At 41.0% G+C, this 16,389-nt stretch carries 14 protein-coding genes; 11 read left to right on the top strand and 3 right to left on the bottom strand.

Going from position 1 to position 16,389, the window contains the following annotated elements; genetic code table 11:
* The first annotated feature begins 10 nt into the window (after window positions 1-10).
* The 9 genes from ACH11B_RS13280 (at window position 11) to ACH11B_RS13240 (ending at window position 11,091) form a co-directional block, all read left to right on the top strand.
* Entirely contained in the window at window positions 11-865 is an 855-nt protein-coding gene (locus ACH11B_RS13280) for an SPFH domain-containing protein (protein WP_289553636.1), read from the top strand.
* A 31-nt stretch (window positions 866-896) separates the two neighbouring features.
* Window positions 897-1,082, top strand: coding sequence for an Arc family DNA binding domain-containing protein (locus ACH11B_RS13275; RefSeq protein WP_149105371.1), 186 nt, complete (start codon window positions 897-899; stop codon window positions 1,080-1,082).
* Between the two features lie 50 nt (window positions 1,083-1,132).
* On the top strand, window positions 1,133-2,314 hold the full coding sequence (locus ACH11B_RS13270; protein ID WP_149105370.1) for an acetyl-CoA C-acyltransferase: 1,182 nt from the start codon (window positions 1,133-1,135) through the stop codon (window positions 2,312-2,314).
* Between the two features lie 23 nt (window positions 2,315-2,337).
* Complete coding sequence (locus ACH11B_RS13265; protein ID WP_289553633.1) at window positions 2,338-3,183, top strand: hypothetical protein; 846 nt, start codon at window positions 2,338-2,340, stop codon at window positions 3,181-3,183.
* 200 nt (window positions 3,184-3,383) lie between these two features.
* A complete protein-coding gene (locus ACH11B_RS13260) occupies window positions 3,384-5,561 on the top strand; it encodes a S9 family peptidase (RefSeq protein WP_377612278.1) in 2,178 nt (725 codons plus the stop codon).
* 191 nt (window positions 5,562-5,752) lie between these two features.
* Window positions 5,753-7,462: a peptide MFS transporter gene (locus ACH11B_RS13255; RefSeq protein WP_130856968.1), complete on the top strand. Its 1,710-nt coding sequence runs from the start codon at window positions 5,753-5,755 to the stop codon at window positions 7,460-7,462.
* A 131-nt stretch (window positions 7,463-7,593) separates the two neighbouring features.
* Complete coding sequence (locus tag ACH11B_RS13250) at window positions 7,594-8,325, top strand: polyprenol monophosphomannose synthase (protein WP_377612280.1); 732 nt, start codon at window positions 7,594-7,596, stop codon at window positions 8,323-8,325.
* A gap of 111 nt (window positions 8,326-8,436) precedes the next feature.
* Entirely contained in the window at window positions 8,437-9,459 is a 1,023-nt protein-coding gene (gene ruvB / locus ACH11B_RS13245) for a Holliday junction branch migration DNA helicase RuvB (protein WP_013665745.1), read from the top strand.
* Between the two features lie 117 nt (window positions 9,460-9,576).
* A complete protein-coding gene (locus ACH11B_RS13240) occupies window positions 9,577-11,091 on the top strand; it encodes a carbon-nitrogen hydrolase family protein (protein ID WP_013665744.1) in 1,515 nt (504 codons plus the stop codon).
* Window positions 11,092-11,118: 27 nt separating this feature from the next.
* Here ACH11B_RS13240 and ACH11B_RS13235 read toward each other — a convergent pair whose 3' ends face one another.
* On the bottom strand, window positions 11,119-11,712 hold the full coding sequence (locus ACH11B_RS13235) for a hypothetical protein (RefSeq protein ID WP_130856961.1): 594 nt from the start codon (window positions 11,710-11,712) through the stop codon (window positions 11,119-11,121).
* Between the two features lie 62 nt (window positions 11,713-11,774).
* On the opposite strand from ACH11B_RS13235, the gene ACH11B_RS13230 reads away from it, so the two are divergent.
* Window positions 11,775-13,397 carry an ABC-F family ATP-binding cassette domain-containing protein gene (locus tag ACH11B_RS13230; RefSeq protein WP_377612283.1) on the top strand — a complete coding sequence of 541 codons (1,623 nt, stop codon included), beginning with the start codon at window positions 11,775-11,777 and terminating at the stop codon, window positions 13,395-13,397.
* A gap of 40 nt (window positions 13,398-13,437) precedes the next feature.
* On the opposite strand, the gene ACH11B_RS13225 is transcribed toward ACH11B_RS13230, so the two are convergent.
* Together ACH11B_RS13225 and holA are read right to left on the bottom strand one after the other, a co-directional pair.
* Complete coding sequence (locus ACH11B_RS13225) at window positions 13,438-14,097, bottom strand: TetR/AcrR family transcriptional regulator (protein ID WP_013665741.1); 660 nt, start codon at window positions 14,095-14,097, stop codon at window positions 13,438-13,440.
* A gap of 25 nt (window positions 14,098-14,122) precedes the next feature.
* A complete protein-coding gene (gene holA, locus ACH11B_RS13220; RefSeq protein ID WP_013665740.1) occupies window positions 14,123-15,130 on the bottom strand; it encodes a DNA polymerase III subunit delta in 1,008 nt (335 codons plus the stop codon).
* Between the two features lie 773 nt (window positions 15,131-15,903).
* On the opposite strand from holA, the gene ACH11B_RS13215 reads away from it, so the two are divergent.
* Entirely contained in the window at window positions 15,904-16,365 is a 462-nt protein-coding gene (locus ACH11B_RS13215) for a type I restriction enzyme HsdR N-terminal domain-containing protein (protein WP_130856957.1), read from the top strand.
* The last annotated feature ends 24 nt before the right edge of the window (window positions 16,366-16,389 follow it).

Below are 16,389 nucleotides of genomic sequence, written 5' to 3'. Positions count from 1 at the left end.
CATGAAAATCATGAAAGAAGAAAAATCTACTACTGCGGTATCAGGCTATATAGCTATTGTTGTGCTTTTGATTGTTGCAATTGCGATCTTTGCCGGCGCCATGTACAATAACACTTGGATGGTTGCTCTTGGCATTCCGATTTCGTTGGCGATCCTTAAAGGTCTTACGGTTATTAATCCGAACGACTCAAACGTGCTGATTCTCTTCGGAGATTATATCGGAACAGTGAAAAAGGAAGGCTTCTTTTGGATCAATCCGTTTGCGGTCAGGAAGAGAGTATCACTAAAAGCGCGCAACCTAAACGGGCATAAAATGAAAGTAAATGATAAATTGGGAAATCCGATAGAAATAGCAGCCGTTACGGTATGGATGGTAAAAGATACCGCAAAAGCGTTATTTGCAGTTGACGATTACATTCAGTACGTTCAAGTGCAAAGCGAAGCTGCAGTACGACATTTGGCCAATTTATTTGCATATGATAACTTTGAAGACGAAGAAGCAACTATCACGCTAAAAGATGGCGCACAACAGGTTAGCCAAATGCTCGAAAGAGAACTTAACGAACGACTGGAAAGGGCCGGTATAGACGTTATCGAAGCAAGGATAACACACTTGGCTTATGCGCCCGAAATAGCCAGTGCCATGCTACAAAGACAACAGGCTACCGCAGTGGTAGCTGCTCGAAAGCAAATCGTAGAGGGCGCTGTAGGAATGGTTGAAATGGCATTGGAAAGATTATCTGCTAAAGATATCGTGCAACTTGATGAGGAACGTAAAGCAGCCATGGTGAGCAATCTATTGGTTGTATTATGTGGAGAGAAGAGCGTTTCTCCGGTAGTCAATACCGGAACACTTTATAATTAAAAGTAGCGAGACATTCGCCAGCTGATGTATTATGGGAGATAAAAAGGCATTTGCTTTACGAATCAATTCGGATATGCTGAAAGAATTAGAAGCTTGGGCCGCCGACGAATTTCGAAGCACCAATGGTCAAATCGAGTATATATTACACGAAGCACTCCGCACGCGGAAAAAGATGCGGCGAAAAACCGATGATACCAATAAAAGTTCGGATGACTAGCAAAAAATTTAGATTTTGACTATCTTGTCTTCATAACCAATACATTCCACATGACAAACGAAGTATACATTGTTTCTGCTGCTCGAACGCCTATTGGTAGTTTCGGAGGCAGTCTTGCCGGCTTTACAGCTACACAATTGGGGGGACTTGCCGTAAAAGAAGCGGTAAAAAGAGCCTCCCTATTAGCCGACGACATACAGGAAGCTTATATCGGTAATGTATTATCAGCCAATCTAGGGCAGGCTCCGGCTACCCAGGTCATTAAATTGGCTGGACTGGGAAATATTCCTGCAACAACGGTCAACAAAGTCTGTGCATCCGGAACAAAAGCAGTAATGCTCGCTGCTCAGAGCATAGCTTTAGGTCATCAAGATATCATCATTGCCGGCGGCACAGAGAGCATGAGCAATGTACCCTATTATCTAGATAAAGCTCGAACAGGGTATCGATTAGGCCATCAACAGGCAATTGATGGCTTGATCAGAGATGGTCTGTGGGATGTGTATAATGATTACCATATGGGGTCAGCGGCCGAATTATGTGCTTCTTCTTGTAAAATTTCCCGAGAAGAACAGGATCAATATGCTATTAGTTCTTATAAACGAGCTCAAAAAGCTGAACGGAATGGCAAGTTCAAACAGGAGATCATACCTCTTGAGGTAACCGATAAAAAAGGAAATTCAACAACTATTGACACCGATGAAGAAATAAACAATGTTTTTTTCGACAAGATTCCTTCATTAAAACCCGTTTTTCAGAAGGAAGGCACCGTTACGGCAGCCAATGCCTCTACACTAAACGATGGCGCTGCAGCACTGGTGCTCATGAGCAAAACAAAGGCCGAACAGCTTGGTGTTAAACCGCTGGCCCGTATTTTAGGCTATGCGGACGCACAGCAAGATCCGGAATGGTTTACTACCGCCCCGGCACAGGCAATTCCACTAGCTTTAGAACGAGCCGGGGTATCGGCAAAGGAAGTTGATTATTATGAGATTAATGAAGCCTTTTCTGTGGTATCGATCGCAAATAATCAGCTTCTTCAACTTGATCCCGAAAAGGTTAATATTTATGGAGGTGCTGTGTCGCTCGGGCACCCACTGGGTGCCTCCGGTGCCCGTATTTTGGTAACACTGCTATCAGTTCTGCGACAGGAAGACGGAAACCTCGGCGTTGTAGGAATTTGTAATGGCGGAGGCGGTGCGAGTGCACTCGTAATTGAACGATTGTCATAATAGTAAAGCTTGAAATTGAAAATATGCAACTAAATGCTAAACGGGCACCGCTACTTTTATTTTTTATATCAATCATTTACATATCAGGTTTAAGGGCTCAAACGATCGAAGTCAATCATGTGTTACTCGATAGCTTGAACCACTTGGGTTACAAAATGTATAACGAAACCAACGAACCGGAGCGTTTGCAAGCCAATTACATATTCATTAAAACCTTAGTCCAATACTTAAAAAGTCCGCATTCGATCGACGATACCAACCTGGATACCTTAAAGATGATAGCCATTCGAAGAGAGCCGAAAAACAATTTCCGCATTTTTTCATGGCATATCCGATTAAATGACGGCTCCTATAGATATTACGGAGCAATCCAATGGCGAACAAAAGATGGATCGCTCAGTTTAAAGGCACTGGTTGACAAATCTCCTCTTATAGATAAACCGGAGGAAGCCTCTCTAGACAATAACAATTGGTACGGGGCCCAATATTATGATATAATTCCCATGAAGGGTTTACCTCAGCATTACCTACTATTGGGTTGGCGCGGCACAACACCTAAGGTGACACAGAAAGTAATTGATGTACTTCATCTTACTGAATCTTCCGTTGCATTTGGTAAGAAAATTTTCAAAGACCCTGCATTTGCTACGGCCTCCCGGTTGATTTATAGTTATAATGCCCGTGCTACGATGTTAATGAAGTACGAAAAGGACAAAGATCGGATCGTAATGGATCACCTAGCACCAGCCACACCATCCTTGAAGGGGCAATTTGAGCACTATGGCCCTGACATGAGCTACGATGCATGGAAGATCAAAACCGATTACCTGATATTGGAAGAGGACTTACCACTGAAGAATGAAAACTAAGCGTTCTTTAAGCGCTTTGCATTGGTATAAATTCAACAATGCTATTACAATAATTAGATTTCCTATGATATTTTGTAATTTAGACGCCATGTTTGCTGTCTCATTAAAACAATATCTATTAATAACACCGCTATAGCAAAGAACTCAGAATAGCATACTAAACCTTGCAAAGACAAATTACATATTTATAATACCATAAAATGAAACTACCTTTAATCATATTGATGCTTATGGGAAGTACAGCGCTTGCCCAACCTCCTAAAAACATAACACTTGAGGATATTTTTCAGAAGGGCACCTTTGATACCAAAACGGTGAGCGGCTTACGTTCACTTCGAGACGGAAAAACTTATGTATCGATAGAAAGCAATCCGGAAACTAAAATCGCTTATGTAGCCAAAAGCAACTACCGCGACGGTAAAATTGTCGAAGCGATCTATACCGAAAAGGATATTATATTTAAAGGCAAAAAGCTGCCACTCAGTACAGATTTTAATCAGGATGAAACGAAAGTGCTTATTGCTGCCGATAGTGAACCGATTTATCGCCGATCATCAAAAGCCAATTACTATGTTTTTGATCTAGCTTCAAAGAAAATTACGGAAGTGTCTTCAAAAGGAAAACAGCAGTTTGCCACTTTTTCACCGGATGGTAGTAAAGTAGCCTTTGTACGTGATAATAATATTTTTATTAAAGACCTGCTTAACCTACAAGAAGTGCAAATCACCCAAGATGGGGCTTCCAACAAGATAATAAACGGTGGGGCTGACTGGGTGTATGAAGAAGAGTTTGCTTTTGCAAAGGCCTTTTTCTGGAGTTCTGACAGCAAAAAAATTGCTTATTATAAATTCAATGAAACCGAGGTGCCGGTATACTCGATGACGATATTCGAGCAATTGTATCCACACGAGTATCAATATAAATATCCAAAAGCAGGAGAGAAAAATTCGATTGTAAGCATACATTGTTATCAATTGGCAGATGGGAAGACAACACGCATTGATGTTGGGAATGAGCAAAACCAGTATATTCCTCGCATAAAATGGACGCAAAACCCAAATTTGCTTTGCGTGTTGCGCATGAATCGGCACCAAAATAAGCTCGACTACCTATTTGCGGATGTAACCACCGGCACTTCGAAAGTGGTACTCACGGAGGAAAACAAATACTATATTAACGTCAATGACGACCTCACTTTCCTACAAAATGGCAAGCAATTCTTATTGACAAGCGAACACGACGGGTACAACCATCTTTATCTTTATGATATGGACGGAAACAAGATACGTCAAATAACGGCAGGCGCATGGCTTGTTACCAAATTATATGGTGTCAACGAAAAAACCGGAACCGCTTATTATCAATCGACCGAAAAATCACCTCTTCAGCGTGATATTTACGCCATTGATGTAACCGGTAAAAACAAAAAACAACTTAGTAACTCCCCAGGCACCAATAGTGCCACCTTTAGTACCGATTTTAGTTATTACATTCTAAATCATTCCGATACCCATTCGCCCGCCTATATCACATTAAATGACAAGGATGGCCGTCTTGTACGTGTGTTGGAAGATAATAAGAAAGCCAAACAAATCGCTGACCAATACGGCATAAAAGGTTCGGAGTTCTTTCAATTTTCAACCGCAAATGGCATCAACTTAAATGGCTATCTCGTTAAGCCGGTTGATTTTGATCCAAGTAAAAAATATCCGGTCCTAATGTATGTCTATGGCGGCCCGGGGAGCCAAAATGTAACCGATTCCTGGACCGGATCCAGAAGTTTATGGTTCTATTACTTAGCACAAAAAGGCTACATTGTGGCCTGTATAGATAATCGGGGAACCGGTTTCAGAGGTGAAGAATTTCAGAAATCAACCTATCTCAATTTAGGCAGACTTGAAACGGAAGACCAAATTGAAGGGGCGAAATGGTTATCCAAACAGCCTTATGTTGATCCTGAAAGAATCGGTATTTGGGGTTGGAGCTATGGTGGTTATATGGCATCGCTCTGTATTACCAGAGGTGCCGATATTTTCAAGCTCGCTATTGCGGTTGCCCCCGTCACTACCTGGCGCTATTATGACAGCATTTATACCGAACGATACCTACGTACCCCACAAGAAAATCCGCAAGGATATGACGACAACTCTCCTATCAATTACGCAGATCGTTTAAAGGGCAAATTCCTTTTGATCCACGGTACCGGTGATGACAATGTGCATTTTCAAAACAGCATTATGTTCTCCGAAGCGCTAATACAAGCTAATAAGCCCTTTGAACAAGCTTATTATCCTAATAAAAACCATGGAATTCACGGTGGCAACACCAGCATTCACTTATATGGTAAAATGACTGATTTTATAATGAAAAACTTATAAATATAAGATCGAGATGGCGCAGGGTCGAAAGAATTTCTATTCTGTTTTTTTCCATTATTAGCAGATAAATTTTGTTATAATGAGGCGGTCTAGCTATCTTGCGCCATTTATTAAATACACTAAGGTCACACAAAAAACAAAAAACCAACATTGTAATAAGTTTAAAATCAACCTTTAAACAAATCAACAACATGAATCAAACGAAAACATTATCACAAGAACCACAATCAAACCAGCAAAGTCATCCCAAAGGACTTTATGTACTGTTCACCACGGAAATGTGGGAGCGCTTTAATTTTTACGGGATGCGGGCGTTACTTACATTATTTCTCGTTAACGCGCTTGCTTTTTCAGACAAAGATGCCTCAATTGTTTATGGCGGTTTTCTCGGTCTAAGTTATTTGACTCCCATGATTGGAGGCTATATTGCAGATCGTTATCTGGGAAACAGAAACTGTATCCTACTAGGTGGAGCAATTATGGGTATTGGCCAGTTGTGCCTATTCTTTAGCGGATCAGTCTATGCATCTAATCTCGATCTTGCAAAATTTGTGATGTGGACTGCTTTAGCTATTATTATCGTTGGAAATGGTTTTTTTAAACCCAATATTTCCTCGATGGTAGGCCAACTCTACAATAAAGGAGATAACAGGCTCGACTCCGCTTTCACCATTTTTTACATGGGTATCAATGTAGGCGCATTTCTCGGGATGTCTGTATGCCCTTTCCTGGGTGACGTTAAGGTGGGTGACGTGCGTGTGGTCGAAGCCTTTAAATGGGGATTTCTGGCGGCCGGCTTAGCGATGTTTTTGGGTACCGTTATGTTTTTTTTCCTGAAGAACAAATACGTAACGTCACCCGATGGAAAGCCTGTTGGTGCCAAACCTTCTTTTCATCCCGATCATAAGCAAGCGGAAGAAGAATCGGAAAAGGCAAAATTTACGACAGGCTCAATTGTGGCATCCCTGTTGGTATTGGTAGTTCTGTATATTATTTTTCACTTCCTTTCACTCGATCCAAATCCCATTAAAAGCTGGGTCTACCCTTTTATATACGCTTCGGCCTTAAGCTTAGCTTTTCTGATATTAACGGATAAAACCATTACCAAAATAGAGCGCGATCGTATTGTAGTGATGTACATCATCGCATTCTTCGTCATTTTCTTTTGGTCAGCTTTCGAACAAGCGGGCTCATCGCTAACCTTCGTTGCCGATAAACAGACTGATTTAAACTTCTTGGGCTATCAGCTTCCGCCTAGTTTTATTCAAAACGCCAATTCCATATTCATCATCATATTTGCCCTTCCTTTCAGCTGGCTTTGGCTAAAGTTGCAAAAACGTAATCTGGAGCCAATTTCTCCTGTTAAACAGGCTATCGGACTCTTGTTACTAGCCATTGGTTACTACATCATTGCCGTTCAAGTTGCCAAGATTGGATTGACCGGCAAGCTGGCTGTTCATTGGCTATTCATTATGTATTTATTCCATACACTAGGTGAATTGTGCCTCTCTCCAATCGGGTTATCGCTGGTTTCCAAGCTCGCACCTAAACGTTTCTCATCCCTACTGATGGGCGTGTGGTTTATAGGCAATGCAGCAGGTTACGCCCTAGCAGGTACTTTGGGAGCGTTGATTCCTCCTACAGGGGATAAATTCGAATTTGCCGCGTCTAAAGGGATTGACCTACAGGGAATATTGGACGGAGCCGTAAAACCGACGGCAGAGCAAGTGGCTATATTAGCGCAAGAGAAAATTGATATTGTTTACCCAACTTTTGTAGGCTTCACCGTTCATAATCTATATGAATTTTTCATGGTTTTCGTAACGCTTTCCGGCACAGCTGCACTTATACTGTTTCTTATTTCAGGAATTCTAAAAAAGATGATGCACGGTGTAAAATAATTGGAATGAGCTATCGGAAATAGGCTATCAGCAACAGAAACGAGACATTACTGAAATCTAATAGCCGAAAACTGATAGCTCATAATATTTCCTTATTTTCGTAATTTGAAAACCAAAACTGGAAAGAAGCCGTGTCAGACAGCATCGTTATCATACCCACTTACAACGAAAAGGAGAATATAGAAAGGATTATCCGCAAAGTGTTTTCGCTTTCTTTTCCTTATCACATTTTAGTTATTGACGATGGATCGCCTGATGGAACGGCTGATATTGTAAGGGGTTTACAAGCAGTGTTTAACGGTTCCCTACATTTAGAAGAGCGGAGAGGAAAGCTCGGGCTGGGTACGGCTTACATCCATGGATTTAATTGGTGTCTAGAAAGAGATTATCTGTATATATTCGAGATGGACGCTGATTTTTCACACAATCCGGATGACCTTATCCGCCTACGGGGGGCATGTATCGAAGGAGCCGACCTGGCCATTGGATCACGTTACATCAAAGGGGTAAACGTGGTAAACTGGCCTATGAAAAGGGTGTTAATATCTTATTTTGCTTCGGGGTACGTACGATTGATTACCGGGACCGACATTCGTGATGCCACCGCCGGTTTTGTTTGTTACAAACGCAAGGTACTCGAAACTATACCGCTCGACAAGATCAAATTTGTGGGCTATGCCTTCCAGATAGAAATGAAATTCACCACCTTGAAGTATGGGTTTAAAGTAGTGGAAGTTCCGATCATTTTTACGGATAGAACGGAAGGTACATCAAAAATGAGTACCAAAATCTTTCGGGAGGCCTTCTTCGGTGTTATACAGATGAAAGTTAACAGTTGGTTTAGAAAATACAACAGGCCCTAAAACCTCTAATTTTTTTAGTATTTTTGTTATCAGCAATCAGCTGTCAGTTATCGGCCACCGGCTTAAAGCAGACAGCTGATAACTAAAAACTGACGGCTAAAAGCTTCCAACATGAACGAACATTTAAATCCCAATGCAGAGCACCTTAGCAAGACGGAGAAAGAGGTAGAAAAGGTGTTGCGCCCCCAGGCATTTGAAGATTTTACCGGGCAACACAAAATATTGGAAAATTTACGGATTTTCGTTCAAGCAGCTAAACTTCGTGGCGAGGCGTTAGACCATGTACTCCTTCACGGCCCTCCCGGATTAGGAAAGACAACACTTTCACATATTATTGCGAATGAAATGGGCGTGGGCATTAAGATTACTTCCGGACCGGTATTAGATAAACCCGGTGATCTAGCTGGCCTACTTACCAATTTAGAAGTGGGTGATATCCTGTTCATTGATGAAATCCATCGCCTGAGCCCCTTAGTAGAAGAGTATCTTTATTCGGCGATGGAAGATTTCAAAATTGACATCATGCTCGAAACCGGACCGAATGCCCGGTCAGTGCAATTATCCCTCAGTCCTTTTACCCTTGTGGGGGCCACAACCCGATCAGGTTTGTTAACAGCGCCACTTCGCGCCCGCTTTGGCATTAATGCGCGTTTGCAATATTATGATGCCAAACTCTTAACAACCATCGTACTTCGGTCTGCCGGGATATTACGGACACCAATCAGCGAAGAAGGTGCCTATGAAATCGCCAGGAGAAGCCGTGGCACCCCACGGATTGCCAATGCCTTGCTACGAAGAACCCGTGACTTCGCCCAAATCAAGGGAAATGGCAATATCGATACGGAAATTGCCCAATACGCGCTCAACGCGCTCAATGTTGATGAGCATGGATTGGACGAAATGGATAATCGGATTTTATTGACCATAATCGATAAATTTAAAGGAGGGCCGGTAGGACTGAAAACCATCGCTACTGCAGTAGGAGAAGATGAAGGGACGATCGAAGAGGTATATGAACCTTTTCTTATTCAGGAGGGCTATATTATGCGAACTTCAAGAGGCCGCGAATGTACCGAACTAGCCTACAAGCATCTGGGAAAAACAAACTATCCCAAAGGAAATACGTTATTTTAGCTAGTTGGAATGCAAGATATAAGTATCAAGACATAAGATAGCTATCAATGAGCCCTTCGGGGTTTTTACCATCCCTCCGGGAGGCAGGCTTTTGAATTTTTATTTTTTACTTTTCTAATGAACATCATCATAAGACCACTTGGACTTTCAGATTATAATGATTTAAAAACCTCTATGGTTGAAGCCTATCACGGCACAGCGGGCGGTATATGGCCCAAATCAAGCATCAAACATTTGTTGAGCATCTTTCCCGAAGGGCAATTGTGTGTCGAAGTGGACGACCATGTGGTTGCATGCGCTTTATCGATTATTGTCGATTCTAAAAAAACAGATAGAACGCATTCGTACGAAGAAATTACGGGCAAATACACGTTTAACACCCATGATCCTGAAGGCGATGTTTTATATGGTATCGAATTGTTTGTTCACCCGGACTATAGGGATTTACGCCTGGGCAGGCGCCTATATGATGCGAGAAAAGAACTTTGTGAACAGCTCAACCTGAAAAGCATCATTGCCGGCGGACGGATTCCCAAATATCATGAGCATGCGGATACACTTACACCCAAACAGTATATTGAAAAGGTTAAACAAAAAGAACTCTATGACCCTACCCTAACCTTTCAGTTATCTAATGATTTTCACGTAAAAAAGATCCTAAAAAACTATCTTCCCGAAGACCGTGAATCATTGGAATATGCTACTTTACTTGAATGGAATAATATCTATTACGAACCGAAAACCAGTTCGATTTCACCTACCAAGCAAACCATTCGCTTAGGTCTTATCCAGTGGCAAATGCGCCTTTTTAATAATGTTGAGGCCTTTTACGATCAGATTGAATTTTTCGTGGATGTCGTTAGCGGATATGGTGCGGACTTTGCGCTTTTTCCGGAGTTTTTCAACACTCCCCTAATGGAGCCTTATAACCACTTACCCGAACGGGAGGCGATGCGCATGTTGGCCAAACACACTGAAGAAATCAAAGAGAAAATTCAGCGCTTGGCGGTTTCCTATAACGTAAATATTATCGCAGGATCTATGCCTTCTCTTTCGGCCAATGATCGTCTGTATAATACAACCTACTTATGTCATCGAAGCGGTAAAGTCGACGCCTACAACAAAGTCCATATTACACCTAACGAGCTCAAATATTACGGCATGTACGGTGGAGACAAAGTACAAGTATTTGATACAGACTGCGGTAAAATAGGCATTCAGATATGCTATGACGTCGAATTTCCTGAACTAAGCAGGATCATGGCCGATCAGGGGATGAAAATCCTATTTGTTCCGTTTTTAACCGACACACAAAATGGCTATACACGGGTACGGAACTGCGCACAAGCACGGGCGATCGAAAACGAATGTTATGTGGCCATTGCCGGATCCGTTGGCAATTTACCAAAAGTGAACAATATGGACATACAATATGCGCAGTCGGCCGTCTTCACTCCGTCGGATTTTGCCTTCCCTACCAATGGCGTAAAAGCCGAAGCGACACCAAATGCAGAGATGGTTTTATTAACCGACGTGGATCTCTATGCACTAAAAGAACTGCACGAATACGGTACGGTAAAAACCATGAAGGATAGACGAACAGATTTATATAAAGTCAATCTACTGAAATAAGGATATCGAAAAAAGATCTTAGTTTTTTCAAGATGCTTCCAGCAATTTCATCAGTAATTTTTTTCCTCTACTCTGCATCGCAGCGCTACCATCTTTTAAATAAAAAGTAATTTGCGCGTTTAGCTCATCTTTAATCCACGGAAATAAAGGAACGAGGTTATAAAGTATTTCGATGCAGTTGACCCTTACCGCAACCGGTGTTTCAGATTTGATCAGCCACTCGAATACACGCTCTACCACTTGTTCTTTATGTGTTGTTGTCAAGTGACTGAAAGCTTCTTTACGAATCGTTTTAGCTTTTCTATTGGTATAATTCATCAAAATCTTCGTAAAATGCCGCTGACAACTTGCATTATGTTGATGCGTAAGTTGCTCAATAAACTCGACTAATAAAGGGATAAATCGGTCAGGCGATTTGTTTTCGACAAATTCCAGTATCCAGGCCGCTCGAAAAGCAATGGCTTTCTGCGGATGATAACAAAGCGACAAGAGGTCGGACATGGTATAATGATCTGATATGGCGAGCTGTGCCAGTACTGTGGCTTTCATCTTCGACACATTTTTGGATATTTCCAACAGAAATTGTTCTTTCGTCATTCCGTGCAGCGATAATATTATCATAGAGTGCACCTTTAAGCTAATCCTCTTCACATTACGCTTTCAATTCGCTATCTTTGCCCCCTATGATTAGTGTTTCAAATCTTTCTTTACGCTTTGGTAAACGCGTTTTATTTGACGAAGTTAATTTAAAATTTACACAGGGCAACTGTTACGGTATAATCGGCGCAAATGGTGCCGGCAAATCGACCTTTTTAAAAATTATTACCGGTGATGTAGATCCAACAACCGGATCTGTCAGTATCACGCCGGGAGAGCGTATGGCCGTTCTTAGTCAGAACCACTATGCTTTTGATGAATATTCCGTTATAGAGACGGTTATGATGGGGCATAAAGAGCTCTACAACATCATGAAGGAAAAGGACGCCATTTATGCCAAGGAAGATTTTACCGATGCAGACGGAGAAAGAGCAGGCGAGCTGGAGAACTTATTTGCTGAAATGGATGGCTGGAGTGCCGAAAATAATGCCGCTACCCTACTTAGCAATCTAGGTATTTCAGAAGATCTACATTATAAACTGGTAAAGGATTTAGATGGTAACCAAAAAGTAAGGGTGCTATTGGCGCAAGCACTATTTGGAAATCCGGACATACTGGTATTGGACGAACCTACCAACGACTTAGATATCGATACAATCGCTTGGTTAGAAAACTTTTTGGCAGATTATCAAGGTTTAGTTTTAGTCGTATCGCACGACCGTCACTTTTTGGATGCAGTATGTACGCATATTGTCGATATTGATTTTAGTAAAATGACGATCTATACCGGTAACTATACTTTCTGGTATGAATCAAGTCAGCTGGCCTTAAAACAACGCGCAGAACAGAATAAAAAGCTGGAGGATAAAGTTAAAGAACTGCAGGAATTTATTCGCAGATTTAGTGCAAATGCTTCTAAATCAAAACAGGCAACAAGTAGAAAAAAGGCCTTGGATAAGATCAATTTAGATGAAATCAAGCCTTCTAGTCGAAAATACCCAGCCATTATGTTCAATGAAATGAACAGAGAACCAGGCGATCAAATTCTACAGGTAGAAAACTTAGGCAAGGTATCGAATGGTGAAGTCTTATTCGATAAGGTATCTTTTATGATGAACAAAGGTGATAAGATTGCCATATTATCCGAAAACAGCTTAGCAACTACCGCCTTCTACGAAGTACTTACCGGAAGGGATAAAGATTATAAAGGCGCGTTTAAATGGGGGGTCACCATCAGTATAGCTGATATTCCTATGGATAACGCTGCCTATTTTGAAGGGAAAAATGAAAACCTTATTGATTGGCTGAGGGAATACTCTTCAACAGATCAGGATGACCAATTTGTACGGGGCTTCCTTGGTAAAATGTTATTTAGTGGAGAAGAAGTGCTGAAAAAATGCTCCGTACTATCCGGAGGAGAAAAAATGCGTTGCATGTTCTCGCGAATGATGCTACAAAAGGCAAATTTTTTACTTTTTGACGAACCCACTAATCACCTCGACTTGGAGTCTATTACAGCTTTGAATAATGGGATGAAAGATTTCAGAGGACCGATACTATTTACTTCGCGCGACCATGAGTTAACACAAACGGTAGCCAACAGAATTATTGAACTGACCCCAAAAGGTGTTATTGATAAACTTATGTCCTATGATGAGTATATCAATAGTGAGGAAATAAAGAAGCAACGCGAAAGCATGTTGAAATAAATAAATAGGGTGTCCGAAAAACTTTCAGACACCCTTCTGTTTATTTTCTGTTTTTACATTTCTTAGCTTCGTCAAATGCCCAGCTACTAATTTTAGTCACAGCCTGTTTTATACGTTCCCGTCCTTCTAACGTATTCACATCAATTTCGCAAAAGGTGCTTCCGTTGTTTTTCGCATGTAGTACCAAATAATAAATACCGGCAACCTGTAGCGCAACAATCCCCCTTAAATCTACCGTTGTGTCACTGAATAATGGATCCGTTAACCGAAAAAGGTCACTGCCCAACTCTTCTCTGGCATTAGCGATTTCGCGCATTAACGAGCTTTGTTTACTGATTTCCCAAAGTACAATATTTTGCAGTTCGTCTGCTCCGAAAAAAAAATCGAGTTGCTGGGTCAGCAAATTTGGCAAAGCCACTTGCCCAAAATCTTGCTGGAACGAATCTGCAACATTTATTTTATCAACAAAACTGACCCAATAATCTTTTTCCCGAACATATTTCTCCACCAAGTTGTCGACACTATCAAAATACCTATAAATCAATTTTTTGTTTACACCGGCTATTTGAGCGATCTTATTAACGCCCAAGCCTTGGTAGCCTTCCGTCCGTATTATTTGACCCACTGCACTTAAGAGCTTTAATTTAGTCCGCTCTCTATCCCTAATTTCTCCTTGCGGTCGTTTTCTTTCTTTTTTCATCTATTTATTTCTTGATGGAGCCTTATTAATGTAAAACCTTAAACATCATTTCCTTCAGCAAATCTTCGGCTTCGAGATTAAAGGCATCTACTCCCTTCGACTTTAAATCGTACTCCCGAAGATAGCCAATAATATGAAACAGTTTCATAATCGGATAGTTCCGGGCGGCCAACTCATAATCTTTCACAAAAAAGGGATGAACCCCTAATTCTTTGGCAGCGCTTTGCTGGCTTTTATCAGGCAAATAATGAAATTTCAAGATTTTTGAAAAATAACCGTATAGCGATCCCATCACGACGGGAATCGGATTGGATTTCGGATTAGCAGAAAAATAATCGATGATCTGATTTACCTTTAAGACATCCTTTTTTCCCAGGGCGGTATTCAGTTCGAAAATATTAAAATCTTTACTTATCCCGATATTATTTTGAACGTCTGTAACACCTATTTCCCTATCCTTTGGCACATTGAGCATCATCTTGTCTAACTCATTTGCTACTTTCGAAAGCTCTGTACCTAAATATTCACCCATCATCGCTGCAGCTTGTGGATGGATCTTCATCCCACGCTCCTTTACATACTCATCAATCCAGGGTGCTAATTTATTATCATAAATCTTAGCGGATTCAAGCACAACCCCGCTCTTTTCAATGGCCTTGTATATTTTTTTCCGCTTATCAAACTTGCTATATTTGTACGCAAAAGCTAATACGGTAGTTGTTAAAGGTTTCTCCACATAAGCTTGAAAAAACTCATCTGCCTTATCCCATTTTAAATTCTGAGCCTCTTTTATAATGACAACTTGATAGTCGCTCATCATCGGATATCGTTTAGCTGTATTCAAGATCGTGACCCAGTCTGTATCCTTTCCATATAGAATCGTTTGATTAAAACCCTTTTCAGCTTCACTCAGCACCTTATTCTCTAAAGCATGGACTATCAAGTCAATGTAGTATGCTTCTTCTCCATGCAAAAGATAAATCGGTTTCAGCTTTCTCTTATTGATATCGGCTAAAATGTTAGATGCACTCATATTCTTTTATTAATCTAATGGGCTAACAGGGAACTATCAATTAGCCTAGGTATAGGCTAGACCACGCTGCAAAATAACAATAATTTTTAAGGTTTGACAACTGTCAGCGGTAAGCTTTAAGCGGTAAGCTATAAGCAGTAAGCTTTAAGTATAGGCCTTTGCTACGGTCGCTGAGACTGCTATTTGTGAACAAGGGAACCTGTTAGCAGTGAACCTGTCATACTTCCTACTAACTACTCCCTACTAACTACTCCCTACTAACTACTAACTCCCTTATTAGTGAACAAGGGAACCTGTTAGCAGTGAACCTGTCATACTTCCTACTAACTACTCCCTACTAACTACTCCCTACTAACTACTAACTCCCTTATTAGTGAACAAGGGAACCTGTTAGTAGTGAACCTGTCATACTTCCTACTTCCTACTAACTACTCCCTACTAACTACTAACTCCCTTATTAGTGAACAAGGGAACCTGTTAGTAGTGAACCTGTCCTACTTCCTACTAACTACTCCCTACTAACTACTAACTACTAACTACTAACTACTCCCTACTAACTACTAACTCCCTTATTAGTGAACAAGGGAACCTGTTAGTAGTGAACCTGTCATACTTCCTACTTCCTACTAACTACTCCCTACTAACTACTAACTACTAACTACTCCCTACTAACTACTAACTACTAACTACTAACTATATAACGTACAACTTATAACTAATTAAAAAAATCTCCCTAGCTTTGTATCTTTAAGACATCCGCAAACACGGTCATTATGTTAAGCCCCATTCCACTTAATTTACCCTCCTATCCGCTAAAACTCAGCAAAGATGAACATCGCCTGTTCATTTATGATGAGTTAAGAAAAAAACATCTCTTATTAACGCCCGAAGAATGGGTGCGGCAACATTGGATTCAACATCTTATACAAGCTAAGGGTTTCCCTAAAGCATTGATTCAAAGTGAAGGCGGACTAAAATTAAACTCACTGCAGAAACGCACCGATATCGTAGTTTTTAATCCCTCGGGTAAACGCCTATTAATAGCAGAACTAAAGGCTCCTTCAATAAAAATCACGCAGGCCGTATTCGAACAGATCGCACGATACAATATGGTTCATAAAGTTCCTTACCTGGTTGTGAGCAACGGCTTAGAACACTATTACTGTCTCATTGACCATGAAAAGGAAAGTTACCGGTTCTTGGAAGACATTCCTTTCTACCACGAAATAAAATAAGCCGTTGTTTTTGTAAACAAACGG

The sequence above is a fragment of the Olivibacter sp. EAT-5 genome (assembly GCF_044784325.1).
Taxonomy (GTDB): domain Bacteria; phylum Bacteroidota; class Bacteroidia; order Sphingobacteriales; family Sphingobacteriaceae; genus Olivibacter; species Olivibacter oleidegradans.
This window is presented reverse-complemented; position numbering and strand designations above follow the sequence as displayed.

Coding starts and splice junctions, on each gene's coding strand:
- ACH11B_RS13215 (WP_130856957.1), top strand. CDS start 15,904: ATGTTAAGCCCCATTCCACTTAATTTACCCTCCTATCCGCTAAAACTC.
- ACH11B_RS13270 (WP_149105370.1), top strand. CDS start 1,133: ATGACAAACGAAGTATACATTGTTTCTGCTGCTCGAACGCCTATTGGT.
- ACH11B_RS13225 (WP_013665741.1), bottom strand. CDS start 14,097: ATGAAAAAAGAAAGAAAACGACCGCAAGGAGAAATTAGGGATAGAGAG.
- ruvB (WP_013665745.1), top strand. CDS start 8,437: ATGAACGAACATTTAAATCCCAATGCAGAGCACCTTAGCAAGACGGAG.
- ACH11B_RS13275 (WP_149105371.1), top strand. CDS start 897: ATGGGAGATAAAAAGGCATTTGCTTTACGAATCAATTCGGATATGCTG.
- ACH11B_RS13260 (WP_377612278.1), top strand. CDS start 3,384: ATGAAACTACCTTTAATCATATTGATGCTTATGGGAAGTACAGCGCTT.
- holA (WP_013665740.1), bottom strand. CDS start 15,130: ATGAGTGCATCTAACATTTTAGCCGATATCAATAAGAGAAAGCTGAAA.
- ACH11B_RS13280 (WP_289553636.1), top strand. CDS start 11: ATGAAAGAAGAAAAATCTACTACTGCGGTATCAGGCTATATAGCTATT.
- ACH11B_RS13265 (WP_289553633.1), top strand. CDS start 2,338: ATGCAACTAAATGCTAAACGGGCACCGCTACTTTTATTTTTTATATCA.
- ACH11B_RS13255 (WP_130856968.1), top strand. CDS start 5,753: ATGAATCAAACGAAAACATTATCACAAGAACCACAATCAAACCAGCAA.
- ACH11B_RS13240 (WP_013665744.1), top strand. CDS start 9,577: ATGAACATCATCATAAGACCACTTGGACTTTCAGATTATAATGATTTA.
- ACH11B_RS13230 (WP_377612283.1), top strand. CDS start 11,775: ATGATTAGTGTTTCAAATCTTTCTTTACGCTTTGGTAAACGCGTTTTA.
- ACH11B_RS13235 (WP_130856961.1), bottom strand. CDS start 11,712: ATGATAATATTATCGCTGCACGGAATGACGAAAGAACAATTTCTGTTG.